Source organism: Pseudomonas fluorescens, from assembly GCF_902497785.1.
In the GTDB taxonomy this organism is placed as follows: Bacteria; Pseudomonadota; Gammaproteobacteria; order Pseudomonadales; family Pseudomonadaceae; genus Aquipseudomonas; species Aquipseudomonas fluorescens_BO.
Map to the genome: position 1 here is coordinate 361033 of NZ_CABVHK010000003.1, position 22750 is coordinate 383782.

Genomic DNA, 22750 nt, shown 5'->3' on the forward strand with positions numbered 1-22750 from the left:
AGGCGCGCGCGGCCTCGTATAATGCGCGACATTATGGGCGGTCTCATACCGCCTGCAACCTCTCAGGACGTGCTTAATGCTCAAGGCGCTGCGTTTTTCCGGCTGGCCGTTGTTGGCCGGCGTGCTTATCGCTCTGTTGATCATCCAGCGTTACCCGCAGTGGGTCGGGCTTCCGAGCCTCGACGTCAACCTGCAGCAAGCCCCGCAAACCACCTCCATGCAACAGGGTCCGGTGTCCTATGCCGACGCGGTGACCACGGCCGCGCCGTCGGTGGTCAACCTTTACACCACCAAGGTCATCAACAAGCCGAACCACCCGCTGTTCGAAGACCCGCAGTTTCGCCGCTTCTTCGGCGACAACTCGCCCAAGCAGAAACGCATGGAATCGAGCCTTGGCTCCGGCGTGATCATGAGCCCCGAAGGTTACCTGCTGACCAACAACCACGTGACCAGCGGCGCAGACCAAATCGTTGTGGCGTTGAAAGACGGTCGTGAAACCCTGGCCCGGGTGATCGGCAGCGATCCAGAAACCGACCTTGCGGTCCTGAAGATCGACCTGAAAAACCTGCCGTCGATCACCGTCGGCCGCTCCGACAACATCCGCATCGGCGACGTCGCGCTGGCCATCGGCAACCCGTTCGGCGTCGGCCAGACGGTGACCATGGGCATCATCAGCGCCACCGGCCGTAACCAGCTGGGCCTGAACAACTACGAAGATTTCATCCAGACCGACGCCGCGATCAACCCCGGCAATTCCGGTGGTGCGCTGGTGGATGCCAATGGCAATCTGACCGGCATTAACACCGCGATCTTCTCCAAGTCCGGCGGCTCGCAAGGCATCGGTTTTGCGATCCCGGTGAAACTGGCGATGGAGGTGATGAAGTCGATCATCGAACACGGCCAGGTGATTCGCGGCTGGCTGGGGATCGAAGTACAGCCATTGAGTCAGGAACTGGCAGAGTCATTCGGGCTGTCGGGACGTCCGGGCATTGTGGTCGCGGGGATATTCCGTGACGGACCGGCGCAAAAGGCGGGCCTGCAATTGGGCGACGTAATTCTGGCCATCGACGGCGAACCCGCAGGTGATGGTCGTCGCTCGATGAACCAGGTTGCGCGGATCAAGCCTACCGATAAAGTCACGATTCAAGTGATGCGCAACGGCAAGGAACTCAAACTCACCGCGGAGATCGGCCTGCGCCCACCGCCCGCGCCGGTGAAGGAAAAAACCGATAACCCGTAGGAGTTGCCGAAGGCTGCGATCTTTTCGCACTGCGCTGCGCCATCGTTAACAGCAGACATTCTCATTAGACATGTTATATTGTTTCAATATTAATATTGGAACACCATAACATGTCGTCTCGAACATTGGTTTCTGCGGCCGGTCTGGCCCTCGGCATGCTGGTAGACCCGGCCCTCGCCGAGCCGTCCACGCCCCTCGAACTGGACGCCATCAGCGTCACCGGTGACTACGAATCACCCACTGGCCCGGTCATGGGCTACCGCGCCACCCGCTCTTCCAGCGCAACCAAAACCGACACCGCCCTTCGCGACATCCCGCAATCGATCAGCGTGATTCCTGCCAGCGTCCTCAAAGACCTGGGCAGCACCAGCGTGGAACGCGCACTGGATTTTGCCGGCGGCGTATCCAAGCAAAACAATTTCGGAGGCCTGACGCTCTATGAATACAGCGTGCGCGGCTTCACCACCTCCGAGTTTTATCAGGACGGTTTCAGCGCCAACCGCGGATACCCGAGCACACCGGACGTGGCCAACATCGAACGTATCGAAGTGCTCAAAGGTCCGGCCGCCAGTCTGTATGGCCGCGGCGATCCGGGCGGTACGGTAAACATCGTCACCAAGAAGCCCCAGCCCGAAGCTTTCGCCACCCTGCAGACCAGCGCTGGCAGTTGGGATCGTTATCACACCGCGCTGGACGTCAACACGCCGCTGGACGACGACGGCAACGTGCTCTCTCGAGTCAATCTGGCGGTCGAAGACAACCACAGCTTTCGCAATTACGTCGACAGCCAGCGCGTGTTCGTCGCCCCTTCCTTCAGCTGGCAGTTGAACCCGGACACCCGCCTGTTGGTAGAAAGTGAGTTCGTCCGCCACAGCTCGACGTTCGACCGCGGCATCGTCGCGCCGAACAATACATGGAGCGGCGTTTCGCGCTCGACCTTTCTCGGCGAACCCGACGATGGCGACATCGATAACCACAACAACAGGCTGCAAGCCGCCCTCGAACATCAGCTAAACGAGCGCTGGCAACTGCGCCTCGCCAGCCACTACAAGGAAGGCAAGCTCTGGGGCTTTGCCTCCGAATCCCGCCCGCTGAATGCCGACGGCCACACCGTCAATCGCCGTTACCGCGAGCGCGACAACGATTGGCACGACAGCATTACTCAACTCGAATTGCGCGGCCTGTTCGACCTCGGCAGTTGGCAGCATGAAGTGTTGATCGGCACTGAATACGAAAACTACCGCAAGAACGAACGGGTCACGACGATTGCCGGCAGCGCTTACGCCATCGACCTTTATCAGCCGGTCTACGGCCAGCCCAAACCTGACGGCGCGCGCTCTGGCACGGACTTTTTCGAACATGTGGAAAGCCATGCGTTAAATGTGCAGGACCAGATCATCTTCACCGACAAACTGCGCGGAATGCTCGGTGCACGCATCGAACATTTCGAGCAAAGCATCGACGATCACAGCCGTGCCGCCACCAGCCGCCAGCGCCACGACGCACTGACCCAACGCGCCGGTCTGCTCTACCAACTCACCCCAGCGGTCGGCTTGTTCGCCAATGCCTCTACCTCGTTCAAACCGAACAACGGACTGGACGCCAGCGGCAAATCGTTCGACCCGGAAGAAGGCATCGGTTACGAAGTCGGGATCAAAAGCGAGCTGTTCGACGATCGCCTGAGCAGTACACTCGCTGCGTTTCACATCGAAAAGGAAAACGTTCTGGCGCTGGACCCGGGCACTGACACCAGCCGGGCCATGGGCAAGGCTCGCAGCCAGGGTTTCGACCTGCAAGTGACCGGGCAAGTGACCGACGCGGTGCGGGTGATCGGTGCGCTGGCCTACATCGACGCCGAAGTCACCGAGGGCGACAAGGTAATTCCCGCCGGCAGCCGCATTCTCGGCGTGGCAAAACGCAGCGGCAGTCTGCTAGGGGTTTATGAGTTCCAGGACGGTCATTTGCGCGGTTCGGATGTGGGCGCGGCCTTCACTTATGTCGGTGATCGCTCAGGTGAAGCCGGCGGCGAATTCGAGTTGCCGGCTTACCACACTGTCGACCTGCTGGCGCATTACAAGGCCAGCGACAACGTCACTGTGGGTGTGAACCTGAACAATCTTTTCGACGAGAAATACTTCGAGCGCTCGTACAGCAACTACTGGGTCAACCCCGGCGAGCCGCGCAATTTCACCGTGAGCCTGACACTCAATCTGTAAAAGGAACAGCACACGACACCCTGTGGGAGCGTGGCTTGCCCGCGAAGAACGATAACGCGGTGCAGCAGGTCCACCGCGTAATCGTTCTTCGCCAGCAAGCTCGCTCCCACAAGATCGGGGGATGTTTTAGAGGTCGCCGAGGCCGTCGATCAGTGCCTGATTCTGCTCAGGCGTGCCAATGCTGATGCGCAGGAACTGGGCAATCCGCTCCTGCTTGAAGTGCCGGACAATCACGCCCTGCTCGCGCAACTTCGCCGCCAGGCCCGCCGCATCGTGCTGCGGATGCCGGGCGAAGATGAAGTTCGCCGCCGACGGCAGTACTTCAAAACCCTTGGCCTCCAACTGCGCTACCACCCATTGACGATGCTCGATCACCAGCCCGCAAGTCTTGTCAAAGTACTCGCGATCCTCGAACGCCGCCGCAGCACCAACATTCGCCATACGATCCAGCGGATAGGAGTTGAAGCTGTTTTTGATCCGCTCCAGCGCCTCGATCAGATCCGGGTGCCCCACCGCCAGCCCCACCCGCAGACCCGCGAGTGAGCGGGACTTGGACAGGGTCTGGGTCACCAGCAGGTTCGGATAACGGTCCACCAGGGTGATCGCCGTCTCGCCGCCAAAGTCGATGTAGGCCTCGTCCACCACGACCACCGAATCCGGGCTGGCCTTGAGGATTTGCTCAACGGCATCCAGCGCCAACAGGCAACCGGTTGGCGCGTTCGGGTTCGGAAAGATGATCCCGCCGTTCGGTTTGGCGTAGTCCGTCGGGTTGATCTGGAACTGCTCGTCCAGCGGCACTGCGTCGAACGTGATGCCATACAAGCCGCAGTAAACCGGGTAGAAGCTGTAGCTGATATCCGGAAACAGCAGCGGTTTATCGTGCTGCAACAAACCGTGGAAGATGTGCGCCAGGACTTCGTCCGAGCCGTTGCCGAGGAACACCTGGCTGCCCTGTACGCCGTAGTACTTGGCAACTGCTTGCTTGAGCAGATCGCTGTTCGGGTCCGGGTACAAACGCAGATTGTCATTGAGTTCGGTTTGCATCGCCGCCAGAGCCTTTGGCGAAGGACCGTAAGGGTTTTCGTTGGTGTTGAGCTTCACCAGTTTCGTCAGCTTCGGTTGCTCGCCCGGCACGTAAGGCACCAGATTCTTGACGAACGGACTCCAGAATTTACTCATGCTCAGTTCCCCTGCCCTTCATTAAAGAGCTCGTCAACGATGCGGTATTCGGCGCTGCGGGCGTGGGCAGTCAGCGACTCGCCACGGGCCAGCACGGAAGCGGTCTTGCCCAGTTCCGAAGCACCCTGCTCGGAGCAGAAGATGATCGACGAGCGTTTCTGGAAGTCGTACACCCCCAGCGGCGACGAAAAACGTGCGGTGCCGGAAGTCGGCAGGACATGGTTCGGGCCGGCGCAGTAATCGCCCAAGGCCTCGGAGGTGTGGCGGCCCATGAAAATCGCGCCGGCGTGGCGGATTTGTGGCAACCAGGCTTGCGGGTCGGCGACTGACAACTCCAGGTGCTCCGGCGCAATGCGGTTGGCCACTTCGATGGCTTGCTCCATGTCGCGAACCAGGATCAACGCGCCACGGCCATTGATCGAAGTTTCGATGATCTCGGCACGTTCCATGGTCGGCAGCAGTTTGGCGATACTGGCGGCGACCTTGTCGAGGAACTCGGCGTCCGGGCTGACCAGAATCGCCTGCGCGTCTTCATCGTGCTCGGCCTGGGAGAACAGGTCCATGGCTATCCAGTCCGGATCGGTCTTGCCGTCGCACACCACGAGGATTTCCGACGGACCGGCAATCATGTCGATCCCGACCTGGCCGAACACGTGACGCTTGGCGGTGGCGACATAGATGTTGCCCGGGCCGACGACCTTGTCGACCTTCGGCACGCTTTCGGTGCCATACGCCAGTGCGGCAACCGCTTGGGCGCCACCGATGGTGAACACCCGGTCGACACCGGCGATGCAGGCGGCAGCCAGCACCAGTTCATTGATTTCGCCACGCGGCGTCGGCACCACCATGACCACTTCGGTCACGCCGGCCACCTTGGCCGGAATCGCATTCATCAACACCGACGACGGGTACGACGCCTTGCCGCCCGGCACATACAGGCCGGCGCGATCCAGTGGCGTGACCTTCTGGCCGAGCACGGTGCCGTCGGCTTCGGTGTAGCTCCAGGAATCCTGTTTCTGTTTTTCGTGGTAGCTGCGCACGCGGGTCGCGGCTTTTTCCAGCGCTTCACGCTGAGGCACGGTGATCCGCGTCAGGGCCAGTTCCAGGCGTTCGCGCGGCAGAATCAGGTCGGCCATCGAGGCGACTTCCAGGCTGTCGAACTTCTGGGTGAACTCCACCAGCGCCGCATCACCACGCTCGCGCACGGCTTTGATGATGTCCAGCACCCGCTGATTGACCGAGTCGTCAGACACACTTTCCCAGCTCAGCAGATGATCCAGATGATGTGCGAAATCCGGGTCAGCAGCGTTGAGTCGGCGAATTGCAGTCGGTGCGGTCATAGCGAGAGCCTCATAGGATTGGCAAAAAACTCAGGCGCCCAAACTAGCAGTCATTTCCGCTTGGGCACCTGAGAATTCTGGCTATGAGGCGGATAGACGGCGCGACTCAAGGTCGCGCAGGTGAATCAGCCGCGGTGTCGAGACTCCACTGCCTTGCGCAGGGTGTCGATCAACGCCTGGATACGGGCGTGCTGCATTTTCATCGAAGCTTTATTGACGATCAGCCGCGAGCTGATGTCGGCAATGAAATCCTGGGGTTCCAGGCCATTGGCGCGCAGGGTGTTGCCGGTGTCGACCACGTCGATGATCTTGTCAGCCAGACCGATCAGGGGCGCCAGTTCCATCGAGCCGTAGAGCTTGATGATGTCGACTTGCCGGCCCTGTTCGGCGTAGTAACGCTTGGCAACGTTGACGAACTTGGTCGCCACCCGCAGACGGCCTTTGGGCTCGACATCGCCAACACGGCCAGCGGTCATCAGTTTGCACAGGGCAATGCGCAGGTCCAGCGGCTCGTACAAACCCTGGCCGCCATATTCCATCAACACATCTTTACCGGCGACGCCCAGGTCAGCGGCACCATGCTCGACATAAGTCGGCACATCGGTGGCGCGTACGATCAACAGACGCACATCGGCCTGAGTCGTGGGGATGATCAGCTTGCGGCTCTTGTCCGGATTCTCGGTCGGCACGATGCCCGCTTCAGCCAGAAGCGGCAGGGTGTCGTCAAGGATGCGGCCCTTGGACAGTGCGATGGTCAACATGGGAAACGTCAGTCCTTATCAGGCTACTGATGCCCGGTCGCAAATGGCGCCAGACACACATCGAGGCCATTACAGCCTCGATTTGAAACAAATCAGTTAACAGCAGACACCGTACTGTGGCGAGGGAGCTTGCTCCCGTTGGACTACGTAGTAGTCCCGTTTTCGCACCGCCTCGCGCTGGAGCGCAAGTCCGGCCTAACGGGAGCAAGCTCCCTCGCCACAATGACAGTGTTCCCAGCCCCGGGGAACTAGCCCGGTACGCGGCGGATCTTCGCGCCGAGCATCTGCAGTTTCTCTTCGATGCACTCGTAACCACGGTCGATGTGGTAGATGCGGTCGATCAGCGTGTCGCCTTCGGCGATCAACGCCGAGATAACCAGGCTGGCCGAGGCGCGCAGGTCGGTGGCCATGACTGGCGCGCCCTTGAGCTTCTCGATGCCGGTGACGATGGCGGTGTTGCCTTCGACCTGAATGTGCGCGCCCATGCGGTGCAGTTCGTAAACGTGCATGAAGCGGTTTTCGAAGATCGTCTCGATCACTGCACCAGTGCCTTCGGCAATGGCGTTGAGGGAGATGAACTGCGCTTGCATGTCGGTCGGGAACGCCGGGTAAGGAGCGGTCCGCACGTTGACGGCTTTCGGCCGCTTGCCGTGCATGTTCAGCTCGATCCAGTCTTCGCCGCAGGTGATCTCGGCACCCGATTCGCGGAGTTTTTCCAGAACGGCTTCAAGGATTGTCGGATCAGTGTCCTTGACCTTCACGCGACCGCCGGTCACGGCTGCGGCGACCAGGTAAGTCCCGGTTTCGATACGGTCCGGCATCACTTTGTAAGTGGTCGGGTGCAGACGCTCGACGCCATCAATGGTGATGGTGTCGGTGCCGGCGCCAGTGATCTTGGCGCCCATGGCGATCAGGAAGTTCGCCAGGTCGACGACTTCAGGCTCGCGTGCGGCGTTGGCCAGAACGCTGCGGCCCTTGGCCAGTGCGGCGGCCATCATGATGTTTTCGGTACCGGTCACACTGACGGTATCGAAGAAGAAGTGCGCGCCGCGCAAACCGCCTTCCGGCGCCTTGGCCTTGATGTAGCCGCCTTCGACGTCGATGACCGCGCCCATGGCTTCAAGACCACGGATGTGCAGGTCCACAGGACGCGAACCGATGGCGCAACCGCCAGGCAGTGCGACTTCGGCTTCCCCGAAACGGGCAACCATCGGGCCCAGCACCAGGATCGACGCACGCATGGTTTTCACCAGTTCGTACGGAGCGATCAGGGTCTTGATGGTGCGCGGGTCGATTTCGACGCTGAGTTTCTCGTCGATCACCGGCTCGATACCCATGCGACCGAACAGCTCGATCATGGTGGTGATGTCGTGCAGGTGCGGTAAGTTGGCAACTGTCACCGGGCCATCGCACAGTAAGGTCGCAGCCAGGATCGGCAGGGCAGAGTTCTTTGCCCCGGAAATGCGGATCTCGCCATCAAGACGAGCGCCACCGGTAATAATCAATTTATCCATAAGAATCTCGACGCCCTTGGGCTCAGGTGCGCTCGGCCCAGGCCGCGCTGCTGAAAAATTTCATAGTGACCGCATGGATGCTGCCATCGGTGATCCATGGGTTCAAATGGGCATAGACCTGCTGCTGACGCTTCACCGGGCTCAACGCCGCCAGTTCATCGCTAATCACGTTCAGCTGGAAATTGCAGCCTTCGCCTTCAACTTCCACCTGCGTGTTTGGCAGCTTTCCTTCAAGGAAGCTCTTCACTTCTACGGCCTGCATGCTCAACCTCAATCGGCGCCCTGTGCGCGCGGGTCGGACATCATACAAAAAAGCCCCGCGCCTGCGAACCCCGGGAAGCAGGACTCTGACGGGGGGCCCCCTTATAGATGCGGTTAGGGATGCGCCAACAGCTCGGTCAATTCACTGACCTGAGCGATTTCGCGCATGTCTTCGGGCATCGCACGGATGCTCACTGCCTTGCCGGCCTCCTGCGCATCACGCATGAAACACAGCAGCAGCGACAAACCCACGCTGCTGGACTTCAGCACCGCCGAACAATCCACCACCACGGCGGCGGCCTTGCTGGCCTTGATCAGCGCCTGACCCTGCTTGCGCAGATTCGGGCCGGTGCGATAGTCCAGCATACCGCTGAGCATCAGCTCGCCGGTTTCATTCATGCGAATGGCCGACACACTCATTGGGTTTGCTTCTCGGTGGCTTCCTTGGCCTTGGCCACTTCCCCGGCCCAACCATTGATGGTTTTGTCCAGGTCGTTGCCATTGCGCTGCATCGCATCAGCGAACTGATCGCGGAACAGCTTGCCGATGTTGATGCCGTTGATGATCACGTTGCGCAGCTTCCACTCGCCGTTGATCTTTTCGAGGGTGTACGACACAGGATAGATCGCGCCGTTGCTGCCCTTGACGGTCATGCCAACGCTGGTACGGTCGCCCGATTCATCCTTGGCAGGATCGACGACGATGCCCTGGTTGTTGTACTCGAGCAAGGCGTTGCCGTAGAACTGGAACAGGCCCCGCTTGAAGTTTTCTTCAAAGGTCTTCATCTGCGCGGGCGTGGCCTTGCGCGAATATTTGACCGTCATGATGCTCTTGGAAATGCCTTCTGCATCCACCACAGGTCCGACGATGGTGTTCAGCGCCGTGTAGAAGTCCTGCGGGTCCTGTTTGTACTTCTCTTTGTTGGCGGACAGATCCGCCAGCAAACGGCTGGTGGTGTCCTGTACCAGCTCGTGCGCGGAAGGCGCCGCCACGGCGTTAGCCATCAACGGCATCGCCGCGAGCAATATCAACAGGCCACGTCGCAAGGTAGAGATCATTCAAAAGCTCCTCATTTGGCGTCTTTGCTAACGGTATTGAGCAGGAATTTACCGATCAGGTCCTCGAGCACCAGCGACGACTGGGTGTCATGGATGGTTGAACCATCCTTGAGCAGGGCTTCTTCGCCCCCCACGCTGATGCCGATGTATTTCTCGCCCAACAGGCCAGCCGTCAGAATAGATGCAGTGGAGTCATTCGGCAGATTATCCACGCGCTTTTCCAGCTGCATCGTCACCCGACCGGTGAAACTGTCGCGGTCCAGATCGATCGCCGTGACCTTGCCGATGGTCACACCGGCCATGGTCACTTTAGCTCTGACCGTCAAACCGGCGATATTGTCGAAATAGGCATAAAGTTTATAAGTGTCGGTGGTTGCGCTCGGGGACAGGCCACTTACCCGCAACGCCAGCAACAGCAAAGCCAGGATGCCAGCCAGCAAGAAAAGGCCGACACCGATTTCCAGGGTGCGGTTTTGCATCAGAAATCTCCAAACATCAAGGCGGTCAGAATAAAGTCCAGGCCGAGTACAGCCAACGAGGCGTACACAACGGTCTTGGTAGTGGCACGACTGATCCCCTCGGATGTGGGCTCGCAGTCATAGCCTTGGAATACGGCAATCCAGGTCACGACAAAGGCGAAAACGATACTTTTGATGATGCCGTTAAGCACATCGTCGGTAAACGTCACGCTGTTTTGCATGTTGGACCAGTAGGAACCTTCATACACACCCAGCCAGTCGACGGCCACCCACGAACCGCCCCAGATACCCACCACGCTGAAAATCATCGCCAGCACCGGCAGGGAAATGAAACCGGCCCACAGGCGCGGGGCAATAATGTACTTGAGCGGGTCGACACCGATCATTTCCAGGCTGGAGAGCTGTTCGGTGGACTTCATGTTGCCGATTTCAGCCGTCAGGGCCGAACCGGCGCGCCCGGCGAACAACAATGCCGTGACCACGGGGCCCAGTTCACGCAGCAAGGTCAGGGCAACCATCTGCCCGACGGCCTGCTCCGAGCCATAGCTGGACAGGATGTTGAACCCTTGCAGCGCCAGCACCATGCCGATGAATACCCCGGAGACCACGATGATCACCAGGGACATCACGCCCACCGAATGCAGTTGTTTGATCAGCAGGCCGAAACCGCCACCAATGCCGCCGCGGCCGAGCAGAGCATGAAACAGGAAAATCGTCGAACGGCCGAACACGGCCAGCACATCGATGCCGGCGTGACCGAAACGGCGCACGCGCTCTAACAGTGAAATCTTGCGCATCAACGCTTCCCCAGAAGATCTGCGCGGAAATCCGTCGCTGGAAAGTGGTACGCGACCGGGCCATCGGGTTCGCCGGTCATGAATTGACGAATCCGTGGTTCCTGCGAGTTCATCAGTTCCTCAGGCGTGCCCTGCCCCAGCACCTGACCTTCGCCAACCACGTAGATGTAGTCAGCGATGCTCGCGGTTTCCGCCAGGTCGTGGGAAACCACGATGCTGGTGATGCCCAAGGCATCGTTGAGCAGCCGGATCAGGCGCACCAATACGCCCATGGCGATCGGGTCCTGACCGACGAAAGGCTCGTCGTACATGAGAATCTGTGGATCGAGGGCAATCGCCCGAGCCAGCGCGACGCGCCGTTTCATGCCGCCGGACAGTTCGTCGGGCATCAGGTCGATGGCGCCACGCAGGCCCACGGCCTGTAATTTGAGCAGCACGATGTCCCGGATCATTTCCTCCGGAAGCTCGGTATGAACGCGTAACGGAAAGGCGACGTTCTCGAACACATCGAGATCGGTAAACAGTGCGCCGCTCTGAAACAGCACGCCCATGTGCTTGCGTGCATCGAACAGATCACTGCGAGAAAGTTTCGGCAGGTTCTGACCGTTGACCCAGACTTCACCCTTGGTCGGGCGCAACTGTGCACCCATCAAACGCAACAGCGTGGTCTTGCCACACCCGGAAGGCCCCATGATGCCGGTGACCTTGCCGCGCGGAATACGGATATCGACGTTATTGAAAATGCTGCGCGCACCGCGCTTGAAGGACAGTCCCTTCAGCTCGACCGCGTAGGCGTTATCGGCACTCATCTAAACTCCTTGCGATGCAGCCTTTTCACTCGGACGCCTGTCTTGCTGACGAAAGCACATACCTCCCGGGCAGGCCGAACTGGCGGCGAACTATATCACTGCAAAGGCCTGGCGCCAAAGCGCCAACGCGGTCCATGTCGGGCAGAACACGTGGCAAAAAGCTTCATTTAGAGGGTTTCGCTGACAGGGAATGCCAAAGCACGACGAACTAGCGTGAGGGTTTCGATCATTACCGCTATAATCGCCGCCTTTTCATCAGGCTATACGATTTCTGACATGAGCCAATCCAGCGACCTGATTCAATCAGCACAACGCACCATCCGCCTCGAACTGGAAGCCGTACAAGGCTTGCTGCCCCAAATCGACGCGGATTTCGTACGCGCTTGCGAGATGATTCTGGCCAGCAAAGGCCGCGTGGTAGTGGTCGGCATGGGCAAATCAGGGCACATCGGCAACAAAATCGCCGCCACCCTGGCCAGCACCGGGACCACCGCGTTCTTCGTGCATCCGGCAGAAGCCAGTCATGGCGACATGGGCATGATCACCCGCGACGACATCATCCTCGCGCTGTCGAACTCCGGCTCAACCAATGAAATCGTCACCCTGCTGCCGTTGATCAAACGCCTGGGCATCCAGTTGATCAGCATGACCGGCAATCCCGGCTCACCGCTGGCCAAGGCCGCCGAGGTCAATCTGAATGTGCACGTCGAACATGAAGCCTGCCCGCTGAACCTGGCGCCGACGTCTTCGACCACGGCAGCGCTGGTCATGGGCGATGCCCTGGCCGTTGCGTTGCTGGAGGCCCGCGGTTTCACCGCTGAAGACTTCGCGTTTTCCCATCCCGGCGGCGCGCTGGGTCGACGCCTGCTGCTGAAAGTGGAAAACGTCATGCACGCCGGGCAAGAGCTGCCGCAAGTCCAGCGCGGCACACTGCTCAAGGACGCGCTGATGGAAATGACCCGCAAGGGCCTGGGCATGACCGTGATCCTCGAAGCCGACGGCAAACTTGCCGGAATTTTCACGGACGGCGATTTGCGCCGTACCCTCGATCGCAGCATCGACATCCACAGCGCTACCATCGACCAGGTCATGACCGTCCATGGCAAAACTGCCCGCGCCGAGATGCTCGCGGCTGAAGCCCTGAAAATCATGGAAGACCATAAAATCAACGCACTGGTTGTGGTCGACAGCGAAGACCGCCCGGTCGGCGCCTTGAACATGCACGACTTGCTGCGTGCGGGAGTAATGTAATGAGCACCGACCTGCTGCAACGCGGCAAACAGATCAAACTGGCAGTGTTCGACGTCGATGGCGTTCTGACCGACGGGCGCCTGTACTTTCTCGAAGACGGCAGCGAATTCAAGACCTTCAACACACTCGACGGCCAGGGCATCAAGATGTTGATGGCAGCCGGCGTCCAGACCGCTATCATCAGCGGGCGCAAGACTCCGGTGGTCGAACGGCGAGCGAAGAACCTCGGTATTCCCCACGTGTATCAGGGGCGCGAAGATAAACTGGTGGTGCTCGACGAGCTACTGGGTCAACTCAACCTGAGCTATGAACAAGTCGCCTACCTCGGTGACGACCTTCCGGACCTGCCGGTGATCCGCCGGGTCGGCCTGGGCATGGCGGTGGCCAATGCGGCCAGCTTCGTGCGCGAACACGCCCACGGCATTACCCAGGCCCGCGGTGGCGAAGGTGCCGCCCGCGAATTCTGCGAATTGATCCTGCGCGCCCAGGGCCGCCTCGATGCGGCCAACGCCGCGTACCTGTGAGCCGACTATGCTGAGCAAGAAATTTCGCAAAACCCTGGTGTTCGGTTGCATCGCAGCGATCTTTGCCGCGGTCGGTTACTGGAACATCAGCCCGGAACGCTTCCTCGACAAGCCGGTGGTGCAGGTCGATGAAAAAGCGATCGACTATTACGCACTCAACGCCCACAGCGTTCAGTTTCTGCCGGATGGCAAGCTGCAGTATGAAATGACGTCGGACAAGGTCGAACACCTGAAAGTGTCCGAAGTGACGCTGCTGACCAATCCGGACCTGAACCTGTACCGCGGCACCGAATTCCCCTGGCACGTCCAGAGCGAGCACGGTGAGGTAAACCCGGACGGCACTGAGGTCGAACTGATCGACTCGGTGCGCATCACGCGTTTCGACGAGAAAAACCGCAGGACCCTGATTACCACCACCCGCATGACCGTGTTCCCGCAAAGGCAATATGCGCAGACCGAGCAACCCGTTAGAATCGACGGCGCTGGCGGTGTATCGACTGGCAAGGGAATGAAAGCGTATTTGAAAGAAAGCAGGATACACCTGCTATCGAACGTAAGAGGACAGTATGAGGCTCGTTAAAACTCTCCCTATTTTGCTCGGCCTGAGCGCAGCACTGGGAAGCGTGAGCGCCTGGGCTCTGCCGGACGATCAACAGCAGCCTATCCGCATCCAGGCGGACGATGCCCAACTGGACGACAAGAACGGCATTGCCACTTATAAAGGTGACGTGATCATCACCCAGGGTTCGATGAAGGTCACCGGCAACACTGTGACCATGACCCGCACCCAGACTGGCGATATCGACGTAGTGACTTCGGTGGGCAACCTCGCCTACTTCGAACAACTGCAAACGGCAGGCGACACTAAGCCCGTTCAGGGCTGGGGCGTCACCATTCAGTATCACGCTTCGCAAGACCGCGTTGTGCTGATCGATCGCGCCAAGGTTGTCGATAAAGACGGTAACGTGACCCAGGGCGAGAAGATCGTCTATGACACCAACAAAAAGCTCGCCAGCGCCGGTCGCGCCACGGGCACCAAGGTCACCGAGTCGCGCCCGCGCATCGACATGGTGATCCAGCCGAAGAAGAAAACCGAAGAGCAAAAGGCCCCTTAATGGCAACTCTGAAAGCTCAGCATCTGGCCAAGAGCTACAAGAGCCGCCAGGTCGTGCGCGATGTCAGCCTGTCCATCGACAGCGGTCAGATCGTCGGCCTGCTTGGCCCCAACGGCGCCGGCAAAACCACTTGCTTCTACATGATCGTCGGCCTGGTTCAGGCCGATCAGGGCCGCGTGCTGATCGATGATCTGGACGTCAGCCACCAGCCGATGCACGGTCGTGCGAAGGCCGGTATCGGCTATCTTCCGCAAGAAGCGTCGATATTCCGCAAACTCTCGGTCGCCGATAACATCATGGCGATTCTCGAGACACGCAAGGAACTCGACAAGGCCGGTCGCCGCAAGGAACTGGAAAGCCTGCTGCAGGAATTCCACATCAGCCACATCCGCGACAACCTCGGCATGAGCCTGTCCGGTGGTGAACGCCGCCGCGTGGAAATTGCCCGCGCACTGGCGACCAACCCGAAATTCATCCTGCTCGACGAACCTTTCGCCGGCGTGGACCCGATCTCGGTGGGCGACATCAAACAGATCATTTACCACCTCAAGGCCAAGGGCATTGGCGTGCTCATCACCGACCACAACGTCCGTGAAACCCTGGATATCTGCGAGACGGCCTACATCGTCAACGATGGCCAACTGATCGCCGAAGGTGACTCCGCCACCATCCTGGCCAACGATCTGGTCAAGGAAGTGTATCTGGGCCATGAGTTCCGCCTGTAAGCGCCAAGGTGTCTGGTTCGTCGGCCGAGCGCTGCCTCGATAAAAAATCAATCCTTTTTTATTGTTAAAGCGCTCTAGGCAAACGTTGTGGTTTCAGGCATATAATTTGCTTATGTTTGGCGCTCCGGCGCCCTGTAGTGGATGGCGCATGTGCGCCGGCGAATAAGGTGTTAAGCCCCTGCCATGAAACCATCGCTAGTCTTGAGAATGGGCCAGCAGCTGACGATGACACCGCAGCTGCAACAGGCCATCCGCCTGCTCCAATTGTCGACCCTGGACCTGCAACAGGAAATCCAGGAGGCCCTGGAGTCCAATCCGATGCTCGAACGTCAGGAAGAAGGCGACGACTTCGATAACGCCGACCCCTTGGCCGACAAAGCCGAACAGCCACCCAACGCCGATGTTTCGGAACCCTCCTACCAGGAAACCGCCCCGACGGTGGACAACCTCGAGGAAGGCGACTGGAACGAGCGCATTCCCAACGAACTGCCGGTCGACACGGCTTGGGAAGACGTCTACCAGACCAGCGCCAGCAGCTTGCCGAGCAATGATGATGACGAGTGGGATTTCACTACCCGCACATCGGCCGGCGAAAGCCTGCAAAGCCATCTGCTGTGGCAACTGAACCTGGCTCCGATGTCGGACACCGATCGCCTGATCGCTGTGACCCTGATCGATTGCATCAACAATCAAGGCTACCTGGACGAAACCCTCGAGGAGATTCTCGAAGCCTTCGATCCGGAACTGGACATCGAACTGGACGAGATCGAAGCCGTCCTGCACCGCATCCAGCAATTCGAACCGGCCGGCATTGGCGCCCGCAACCTGGGTGAATGCCTGCTGCTGCAATTGCGCCAATTGCCTGCCAAGACGCCTTGGCTGGCAGAGGCCAAGCGCCTGGTCACCGATTACATCGACATGCTCGGCAGCCGCGACTACAGCCAGCTGATGCGTCGCATGAAACTCAAGGAAGACGAGCTGCGCCAAGTGATCGAACTGGTTCAGAGCCTCAACCCGCGCCCCGGTTCGCAGATCGAATCCAGCGAAGCCGAATACGTCGTGCCCGACGTGATCGTGCGCAAGGACAACGAACGCTGGCTGGTGGAGCTGAATCAGGAATCGGTGCCACGGCTGCGGGTGAACGCCCAGTACGCCGGTTTCGTGCGCCGCGCGGACACCAGCGCCGACAACACTTTCATGCGCAATCAGCTGCAAGAGGCCCGCTGGTTCATCAAGAGCCTGCAAAGCCGCAACGAAACCCTGATGAAAGTGGCCACCCAGATCGTCGAGCATCAGCGCGGCTTCCTGGAGTACGGCGACGAAGCCATGAAGCCGCTGGTGCTGCATGACATCGCTGAAGCAGTGGGTATGCACGAATCGACGATTTCCCGGGTGACAACGCAAAAATTCATGCATACCCCCCGGGGCATTTATGAGCTGAAATACTTTTTCTCCAGCCACGTCAGTACTTCCGAAGGCGGTGAATGCTCGTCCACGGCGATTCGCGCGATCATCAAAAAACTGGTTGCCGCGGAAAATCAGAAAAAGCCGTTGAGTGACAGCAAGATCGCTGGTTTACTGGAGGCACAAGGCATTCAGGTGGCTCGCCGCACCGTCGCCAAGTACCGCGAATCCCTCGGGATCGCGCCTTCGAGCGAACGCAAGCGGTTGATGTAGAGCCACGCCACAGCGTTCCAGTGGCAGATCATCGGGTCTGCCGCTTTATGCACTGGCAACGAAGGAGAAGCTGTATGCAAGTCAACATCAGTGGACACCAACTGGAAGTGACCGAACCCCTGCGCACCTACATCGGCGAAAAACTCGACCGATTGGAAAGGCACTTCGACAAGATCACCAACGTGCAAGTCACGATGAACGTCGAAAAGCTGCTGCAGAAAATCGAAGCCACGCTGCATATTCCCGGCGGAGAAGTAGTCGCCAATGCCGAGCATACGGACATGTATGCCGCCATCGACCTGCTGACCGACAAGCTGGATCGCCAACTCAAAAAGCATAAGGAAAAGACCCAGAGCCTCCTCCAGGGCGCAACCGGTCGTTAACACTCCCAACCCATGATCCGACTTGAAAGCATCCTGACCCCCGGCCGTTCCCTCGTGAACGTGCCGGGCGGCAGTAAAAAGAAAGCCCTCGAGCAAATTGCCAACCTTATCCATAAAGAAGTGCCGGATCTGGAGATGCAAGATGTCTTCGAGGCTCTGATTGCCCGTGAAAAACTCGGTTCTACCGGTTTTGGCAACGGCATCGCCATTCCTCATTGCCGCCTCAAAGGCTGCACATCGCCCATCAGTGCCTTGATGCACCTGGACGCCCCTATCGATTTCGACGCCATCGACGGCGCTCCGGTTGACCTACTGTTCGTTCTGCTGGTCCCGCAAGCTGCTACCGATGCTCATCTGGAACTGTTACGCCAGATCGCCAGCATGCTCGATCGCAAGGAAGTGCGCGAAAAACTGCGCAGCGCGCCGAGTAATGAAGCCTTGTATCAGGTTGTCCTGGACGAGCAAAACGGCCATTAATCATGCGCTTGATCATTGTCAGTGGCCGTTCCGGCTCAGGTAAAAGTACCGCGCTCAATGTTCTCGAGGACAGCGGTTACTACTGCATCGACAACCTGCCGGCCGGCCTCCTGCCGGAACTGGCAGAGCGCGCGCTGATCCACACCGAACTGGCACAACCGCTGGTTGCAGTGTCCATTGATGCGCGCAACTTGCCGAGCCACTTGTCGCGGTTTCCCGAGCTGCTGGAAGAAGTCCGCAGCCGGCACATCAAGTGTGATGTGCTTTATCTGGATGCCGACGAAGAAACCCTGCTCAAGCGTTTCTCGGAAACCCGCCGCCGTCACCCCCTGAGTAACGCCAATCGCTCGCTGGCCGAGGCGATTCAGGACGAGACCGGCCTGTTGGGGCCGATTGCCGACCTCGCCGATCTCAAGGTCAATACCACCAACCTGAACCTGTATCAGCTGCGCGACACCATCAAGCTGCGCCTGTTGAACCAGCCGGAACCCGGTACGGCGTTTCTGGTGGAGTCTTTCGGATTCAAGCGCGGCATGCCGGTGGACGCCGATCTGGTGTTCGATGTGCGCTGCCTGCCGAACCCTTACTGGAAGCCGGAATTGCGCGAACAGTCCGGACTGGATCAACCGGTGGCCGAGTACCTGGCGGCACAACCGGACGTCGAAGAGATGTTCCAGGACATTTCCACCTACCTGCTCAAGTGGCTGCCCCGTTTTGCCGCCAGCAACCGCGCCTATGTCACCATTGCCATAGGCTGTACCGGCGGGCATCACCGCTCCGTCTACCTGACCGAACGTCTGGGCCAGGTCCTGCAAAAATCCCTGAAGAACGTCCAGGTTCGCCACCGCGACCTCAGCTAAAGGATTCACACCGCGATGCCTGCTCTGGAAATCGAAATTATCAACAAGCTGGGTCTGCATGCCCGCGCTTCTGCGAAATTTGTCGGAGTCGCCGGTCAGTTCAAGGATTGCACGATCAGGGTAGGACGCACGCCGGAATCGACGGTCGATGGCAAAAGCATCATGGCGATGATGATGCTCGCCGCAGGCAAGGGCACCAAAATCCATCTGAGCACGGAAGGCGAGCAGGAACAGCAAGCGCTGGATGCGCTGGTGGCGTTGATCAACAACTATTTCGACGAAGGCGAATAACACCTTCGCGCCGAATAGTCTCTGTGGCGAGCATCACCCCGGCCCCCCGAAACCTGCAGCGTATCGCTGACCGTCTGAGGAATAGATGAGGTTCACTGTGGGAGCGAGCTTGCTCGCGATGGCGTCTCGGCAGTCAACATCAATGTGGAATGTTCAACCGTCATCGCGAGCAAGCTCGCTCCCACAGGGTTGTTTACCAAGCTCATAAAAAAGGCGCGTCACTTGATGGGTGGCGCGCCTTTTTTGTAGGGGTGAGGTTTAACTACCCGCCACCGTCATCCGCTCGATCAGCACCGAACCCGTGCGAATATTGCTGCGCAATTCCAGGTCATTTCCCACCGCTACGATCTGCTTGAACATGTCGCGCATGTTGCCGGCGATGGTCACTTCCTGCACGGCGAACTGAATCTCGCCGTTTTCGACCCAGTAACCCGCCGCACCGCGAGAGTAATCGCCCGTGACCATGTTCAGGCCCTGGCCCATGAGCTCGGTGACCAGCAAGCCGCGGCCCATGCGACGCAGCAAAGCCGCCTGATCTTCGTCGCCGTGGGTGACGAACAGGTTGTGCACGCCACCCGCGTTGGCCGTGCTCGGCATGCCGAGCTTCCGGCCGGAGTAAGTGCCAAGAATGTAGGACACCAACTCACCTTTTTCGACGAACGGTTTGGCGTAGGTCGCCAGACCGTCACCATCGAACGCCGAACTGCCCATGGCGCGCATCAAGTGCGGCCGCTCATCGAGGGTCAACCATTCCGGGAACAGTTTCTGCCCCAGCGTGCCCTCAAGGAACGACGATTTGCGATATAGGCTGCCGCCGGAAATCGCCGACAGGAAACTGCCGAACAGGCCCCCCGCCAGCTCGGCGGAAAACAGCACCGGCACTTCGCAGGTCGGCACCGGACGTGCGCCCAGGCGGCTTGCGGCACGTTGTGCAGCGCGCTGGCCAATGCTCGCCGGGTCGGCCAGCAGATTGCCCTGGCGGTTCACGTCGTACCAGTAATCGCGCTGCATCTGGCCATCGGCCTCGGCGATCATCACGCAGCTCAGGCTGTGACGGGTCGACGCGTAGCCGCCAATAAAACCGTGACTGTTGCCGTACACGCGGCAGCCCTGATGGGTGCTGAGGGTGGTGCCGTCAGCGTTCTTGATCCGGCTGTCAGTGGCGAACGCCGCCGCCTCACAACTCAGGGCCATCTCGATAGCCTGCTCCGGGGTGATGTCCCACTGATGGAACAGGTCGAAATCCTGCAGGTCCTTGGCCATCAGCGCAGCATCTGCCAGACCCGAGGCTTCGTCTTCGGAGGTGTGTTTGGCAATGGCCAACGCCGCCGCGACGGTTTCGCGGATGGCTTCAGGCCCACTGGCAGACGTGCTGGCCGAACCCTTGCGCTGACCGACGTACAAGGTGATGCCAAAACCCTGATCGCGGTTGAATTCGACGGTTTCGACTTCACGCTGGCGTACCGACGTCGACAGGCCCTGCTCCAGGGACACTGCCACTTCACAGGCACTGGCGCCCTGGCGTTTGGCTTCAGCGATGATCTGCTCGACTTGTTCTTGCAGTGCCGGCAACGCTTGTGGGCCGACGCTTTCAACTGCACTCATGCTGTTCTCCACTCAAATTCTGCTTTCGGTAAAGGCCTTCGAGCGACCGGGCCGGACAAGCGGCCCCCGACTGGTTATCATGGCGGCGTTTCTTTGCGGACGGCCACCATGGTTGATTCTTACGACGACTCCCTCGATACGGGAGAAAAAAGCAAATCCCAGGTTAAACGCGAGCTGCATGCTCTGGTTGACCTCGGCGAGCGCCTTACAACGCTCAAGCCTGACTTGCTGGCAAAACTGCCGCTGACCGACGCTATGCGCCGGGCACTGGCCGATGCGCCCAAGCACACCGCGAATATCGCGCGTAAACGGCACCTTATGTTCATCGGCAAACTGATGCGCGACCAGGACACTGACGCCATTCTCGTTCTGCTCGATCAACTCGATGCCTCCACCCGGCAGTACAACGAACGTTTCCATGGCCTGGAACGCTGGCGCGATCGCTTGATCGCGGGCGACGATGCAGTCCTGGAGAAGTTCGTGCTCGACTACCCGGAGGCTGATCGTCAGCAATTGCGCTCCCTGATCCGTCAGGCCCAGCACGAACTGGCGACCAACAAGCCACCGGCATCGAGCCGTAAAATCTTCAAGTACATCCGTGAGCTGGACGAGACTCAACGCGGTCTGCGCTGAGTAACGCCCGGTCCCCCCGGGGTAGGAGCTGCCGCAGGCTGCGATCTTTTGATCTTTTAAAAGCAAAAGATCGCAGCCTTCGGCAGCTCCTACGCACGGGGATGTATGTTCCTTACGACCCTGTGCCACCCACAGTGATCGCATCAATTTTCAGCGTTGGCTGGCCGACACCCACCGGCACCGACTGCCCATCCTTGCCACAGGTCCCGACTCCGCTGTCCAGCGACAGGTCGTTACCGACCATCGACACTTTGCTCATCGCTTCAGGGCCGTTGCCAATCAACGTCGCGCCTTTGACCGGGGCCGTGATCTTGCCGTCTTCGATCAGGTACGCCTCGCTGGTGGAGAACACGAACTTGCCGCTGGTGATGTCCACCTGACCGCCGCCCAGGTTGGCGCAGTAGATGCCGCGTTTCACCGAGGCGATGATTTCCGCAGGATCACTTTCACCCGCGAGCATGTAAGTGTTGGTCATGCGCGGCATCGGCAAGTGAGCGTAGGATTCACGGCGGCCGTTACCGGTGCGCGCCACGCCCATCAAGCGCGCGTTGAGCTTGTCCTGCATGTAGCCCTTGAGTACGCCGTTTTCTATCAGCGTGGTGCACTCGGTCGGCGTGCCTTCGTCGTCGACGCTCAGCGAACCACGGCGACCGGCCAATGTGCCGTCGTCAACGATGGTGCAGAGCTTCGAAGCGACCATTTCGCCCATGCGTCCGCTATAAGCCGAACTGCCCTTGCGGTTGAAATCGCCTTCCAGACCATGGCCGACCGCTTCGTGCAACAGCACGCCAGACCACCCCGAACCCAGCACCACCGGCAACGTTCCGGCCGGCGCCGGAATGGCTTCCAGGTTTACCAGCGCCTGACGCAACGCTTCACGGGCGTAGCTCATGGCGCGGTCTTCGCCCAGGAAATAGCGGTAATCGGTACGTCCGCCACCGCCATGACCACCACGCTCGCGCCGGCCATTCTGCTCAACAATTACGCTGACGTTGAAGCGCACCAGCGGCCGCACATCGGCTGCCAGACTGCCATCGGTGGAAGCAACCAGAATGCGTTCCCAGACCCCGGCCATGCTCACGGTGACCTGCTGGATACGGGGATCGAGGGCGCGTGTCGCGACGTCGATGCGCTTGAGCAGCTCGACTTTTTCGGCACGGCTCATCACTTCCAGTGGATTGTCCGGCCCGTACAACTGTGCGACGTCCTGCGTGGTGAACGCCTGCACCGTGCCGTTTTGGCCGGCGCGGGAGATCGAACGTGCAGCTCGTGCCGCTGCGCCCAGGGCTTCGAGGGTGATGGCATTGCTGTAGGCGAACCCGGTTTTCTCGCCGGATTGCGCGCGCACGCCAACACCTTGATCCAGGTTGAAGCTGCCTTCCTTGACGATGCCGTCTTCCAGCGCCCAGGACTCGGAGATCTGCCCCTGGAAATACAGGTCGGCGGCATCAATGCCCGGGCCGGCCAGATCGCCGAGTACGCCTTGCAGGCTCTCGATCGTTACGCCGCCGGGTGCCAGGAGGTGTTCACTGACTGAGGACAACAACTCGCTCAT

General features: G+C 59.6%; 25 protein-coding genes. 13 read left to right on the plus strand and 12 right to left on the minus strand.

Annotated elements, in window-relative coordinates; translation table 11 throughout:
* Positions 1-76 precede the first annotated feature (76 nt).
* A complete protein-coding gene (algW, locus tag F8N62_RS06700) occupies positions 77-1240 on the plus strand; it encodes a Do family serine endopeptidase AlgW (RefSeq protein ID WP_150710205.1) in 1164 nt (387 codons plus the stop codon).
* Positions 1241-1350: 110 nt separating this feature from the next.
* Positions 1351-3456, plus strand: coding sequence for a TonB-dependent siderophore receptor (locus F8N62_RS06705; protein ID WP_150710206.1), 2106 nt, complete (start codon positions 1351-1353; stop codon positions 3454-3456).
* Between the two features lie 126 nt (positions 3457-3582).
* On the opposite strand, the gene hisC is transcribed toward F8N62_RS06705, so the two are convergent.
* The 10 genes from hisC to F8N62_RS06755 all read right to left on the minus strand — a co-directional run bounded on the left by hisC (position 3583) and on the right by F8N62_RS06755 (position 11654).
* On the minus strand, positions 3583-4635 hold the full coding sequence (gene hisC / locus F8N62_RS06710) for a histidinol-phosphate transaminase (RefSeq protein WP_150710207.1): 1053 nt from the start codon (positions 4633-4635) through the stop codon (positions 3583-3585).
* Between the two features lie 2 nt (positions 4636-4637).
* Positions 4638-5975: a histidinol dehydrogenase gene (gene hisD / locus F8N62_RS06715; protein ID WP_150710208.1), complete on the minus strand. Its 1338-nt coding sequence runs from the start codon at positions 5973-5975 to the stop codon at positions 4638-4640.
* Between the two features lie 125 nt (positions 5976-6100).
* On the minus strand, positions 6101-6736 hold the full coding sequence (hisG, locus tag F8N62_RS06720; protein ID WP_007901570.1) for an ATP phosphoribosyltransferase: 636 nt from the start codon (positions 6734-6736) through the stop codon (positions 6101-6103).
* Positions 6737-6984: 248 nt separating this feature from the next.
* A complete protein-coding gene (murA, locus tag F8N62_RS06725) occupies positions 6985-8250 on the minus strand; it encodes a UDP-N-acetylglucosamine 1-carboxyvinyltransferase (protein WP_150710209.1) in 1266 nt (421 codons plus the stop codon).
* 22 nt (positions 8251-8272) lie between these two features.
* Positions 8273-8512: a BolA family protein gene (locus F8N62_RS06730; protein WP_150710210.1), complete on the minus strand. Its 240-nt coding sequence runs from the start codon at positions 8510-8512 to the stop codon at positions 8273-8275.
* A 113-nt stretch (positions 8513-8625) separates the two neighbouring features.
* Positions 8626-8931 (minus strand): lipid asymmetry maintenance protein MlaB, encoded by a 306-nt coding sequence (locus F8N62_RS06735; protein WP_150710211.1) that lies wholly within the window; start codon positions 8929-8931, stop codon positions 8626-8628.
* Positions 8928-9569 (minus strand): phospholipid-binding protein MlaC, encoded by a 642-nt coding sequence (locus F8N62_RS06740; RefSeq protein ID WP_150710212.1) that lies wholly within the window; start codon positions 9567-9569, stop codon positions 8928-8930. The genes F8N62_RS06735 and F8N62_RS06740 overlap by 4 nt, the downstream gene beginning before the upstream one ends.
* 11 nt (positions 9570-9580) lie before the next feature.
* Entirely contained in the window at positions 9581-10048 is a 468-nt protein-coding gene (gene mlaD / locus F8N62_RS06745) for an outer membrane lipid asymmetry maintenance protein MlaD (RefSeq protein ID WP_150710213.1), read from the minus strand.
* Positions 10048-10845, minus strand: a complete 798-nt coding sequence (mlaE, locus tag F8N62_RS06750) for a lipid asymmetry maintenance ABC transporter permease subunit MlaE (protein WP_150710214.1) — start codon at positions 10843-10845, stop codon at positions 10048-10050. The genes mlaD and mlaE overlap by 1 nt, the downstream gene beginning before the upstream one ends.
* Positions 10845-11654, minus strand: coding sequence for an ATP-binding cassette domain-containing protein (locus F8N62_RS06755; RefSeq protein ID WP_150710215.1), 810 nt, complete (start codon positions 11652-11654; stop codon positions 10845-10847). Before F8N62_RS06755 ends, mlaE begins: the two co-directional genes overlap by 1 nt.
* A 276-nt stretch (positions 11655-11930) precedes the next feature.
* On the opposite strand from F8N62_RS06755, the gene F8N62_RS06760 reads away from it, so the two are divergent.
* The 10 genes from F8N62_RS06760 (at position 11931) to F8N62_RS06805 (ending at position 18957) form a co-directional block, all read left to right on the plus strand.
* Positions 11931-12905: a KpsF/GutQ family sugar-phosphate isomerase gene (locus tag F8N62_RS06760; protein WP_150710216.1), complete on the plus strand. Its 975-nt coding sequence runs from the start codon at positions 11931-11933 to the stop codon at positions 12903-12905.
* On the plus strand, positions 12905-13429 hold the full coding sequence (locus tag F8N62_RS06765) for a KdsC family phosphatase (RefSeq protein ID WP_150710217.1): 525 nt from the start codon (positions 12905-12907) through the stop codon (positions 13427-13429). The genes F8N62_RS06760 and F8N62_RS06765 overlap by 1 nt, the downstream gene beginning before the upstream one ends.
* Before the next feature lie 7 nt (positions 13430-13436).
* On the plus strand, positions 13437-14009 hold the full coding sequence (gene lptC / locus F8N62_RS06770; protein WP_150710218.1) for an LPS export ABC transporter periplasmic protein LptC: 573 nt from the start codon (positions 13437-13439) through the stop codon (positions 14007-14009).
* Entirely contained in the window at positions 13996-14544 is a 549-nt protein-coding gene (gene lptA, locus F8N62_RS06775) for a lipopolysaccharide transport periplasmic protein LptA (RefSeq protein WP_150710219.1), read from the plus strand. The genes lptC and lptA overlap by 14 nt, the downstream gene beginning before the upstream one ends.
* A complete protein-coding gene (gene lptB / locus F8N62_RS06780; RefSeq protein ID WP_027924532.1) occupies positions 14544-15269 on the plus strand; it encodes an LPS export ABC transporter ATP-binding protein in 726 nt (241 codons plus the stop codon). Before lptA ends, lptB begins: the two co-directional genes overlap by 1 nt.
* A gap of 183 nt (positions 15270-15452) precedes the next feature.
* A complete protein-coding gene (locus tag F8N62_RS06785) occupies positions 15453-16946 on the plus strand; it encodes an RNA polymerase factor sigma-54 (protein ID WP_150710220.1) in 1494 nt (497 codons plus the stop codon).
* A 74-nt stretch (positions 16947-17020) separates the two neighbouring features.
* Entirely contained in the window at positions 17021-17329 is a 309-nt protein-coding gene (gene hpf, locus F8N62_RS06790) for a ribosome hibernation-promoting factor, HPF/YfiA family (RefSeq protein WP_003178005.1), read from the plus strand.
* 12 nt (positions 17330-17341) lie between these two features.
* Positions 17342-17806 (plus strand): PTS IIA-like nitrogen regulatory protein PtsN, encoded by a 465-nt coding sequence (gene ptsN / locus F8N62_RS06795; protein WP_008150761.1) that lies wholly within the window; start codon positions 17342-17344, stop codon positions 17804-17806.
* Positions 17807-17808: 2 nt separating this feature from the next.
* Complete coding sequence (gene rapZ, locus F8N62_RS06800) at positions 17809-18666, plus strand: RNase adapter RapZ (RefSeq protein ID WP_150710221.1); 858 nt, start codon at positions 17809-17811, stop codon at positions 18664-18666.
* A 15-nt stretch (positions 18667-18681) separates the two neighbouring features.
* On the plus strand, positions 18682-18957 hold the full coding sequence (locus F8N62_RS06805) for an HPr family phosphocarrier protein (RefSeq protein ID WP_150710222.1): 276 nt from the start codon (positions 18682-18684) through the stop codon (positions 18955-18957).
* A gap of 258 nt (positions 18958-19215) precedes the next feature.
* Here the strand turns inward: F8N62_RS06805 and pmbA are convergent, their stop codons facing one another.
* Entirely contained in the window at positions 19216-20562 is a 1347-nt protein-coding gene (gene pmbA, locus F8N62_RS06810; protein WP_150710223.1) for a metalloprotease PmbA, read from the minus strand.
* 108 nt (positions 20563-20670) lie between these two features.
* On the opposite strand from pmbA, the gene yjgA reads away from it, so the two are divergent.
* Positions 20671-21195, plus strand: a complete 525-nt coding sequence (yjgA, locus tag F8N62_RS06815; RefSeq protein ID WP_045061465.1) for a ribosome biogenesis factor YjgA — start codon at positions 20671-20673, stop codon at positions 21193-21195.
* 112 nt (positions 21196-21307) lie between these two features.
* Here yjgA and tldD read toward each other — a convergent pair whose 3' ends face one another.
* A complete protein-coding gene (gene tldD / locus F8N62_RS06820) occupies positions 21308-22750 on the minus strand; it encodes a metalloprotease TldD (protein WP_150710224.1) in 1443 nt (480 codons plus the stop codon).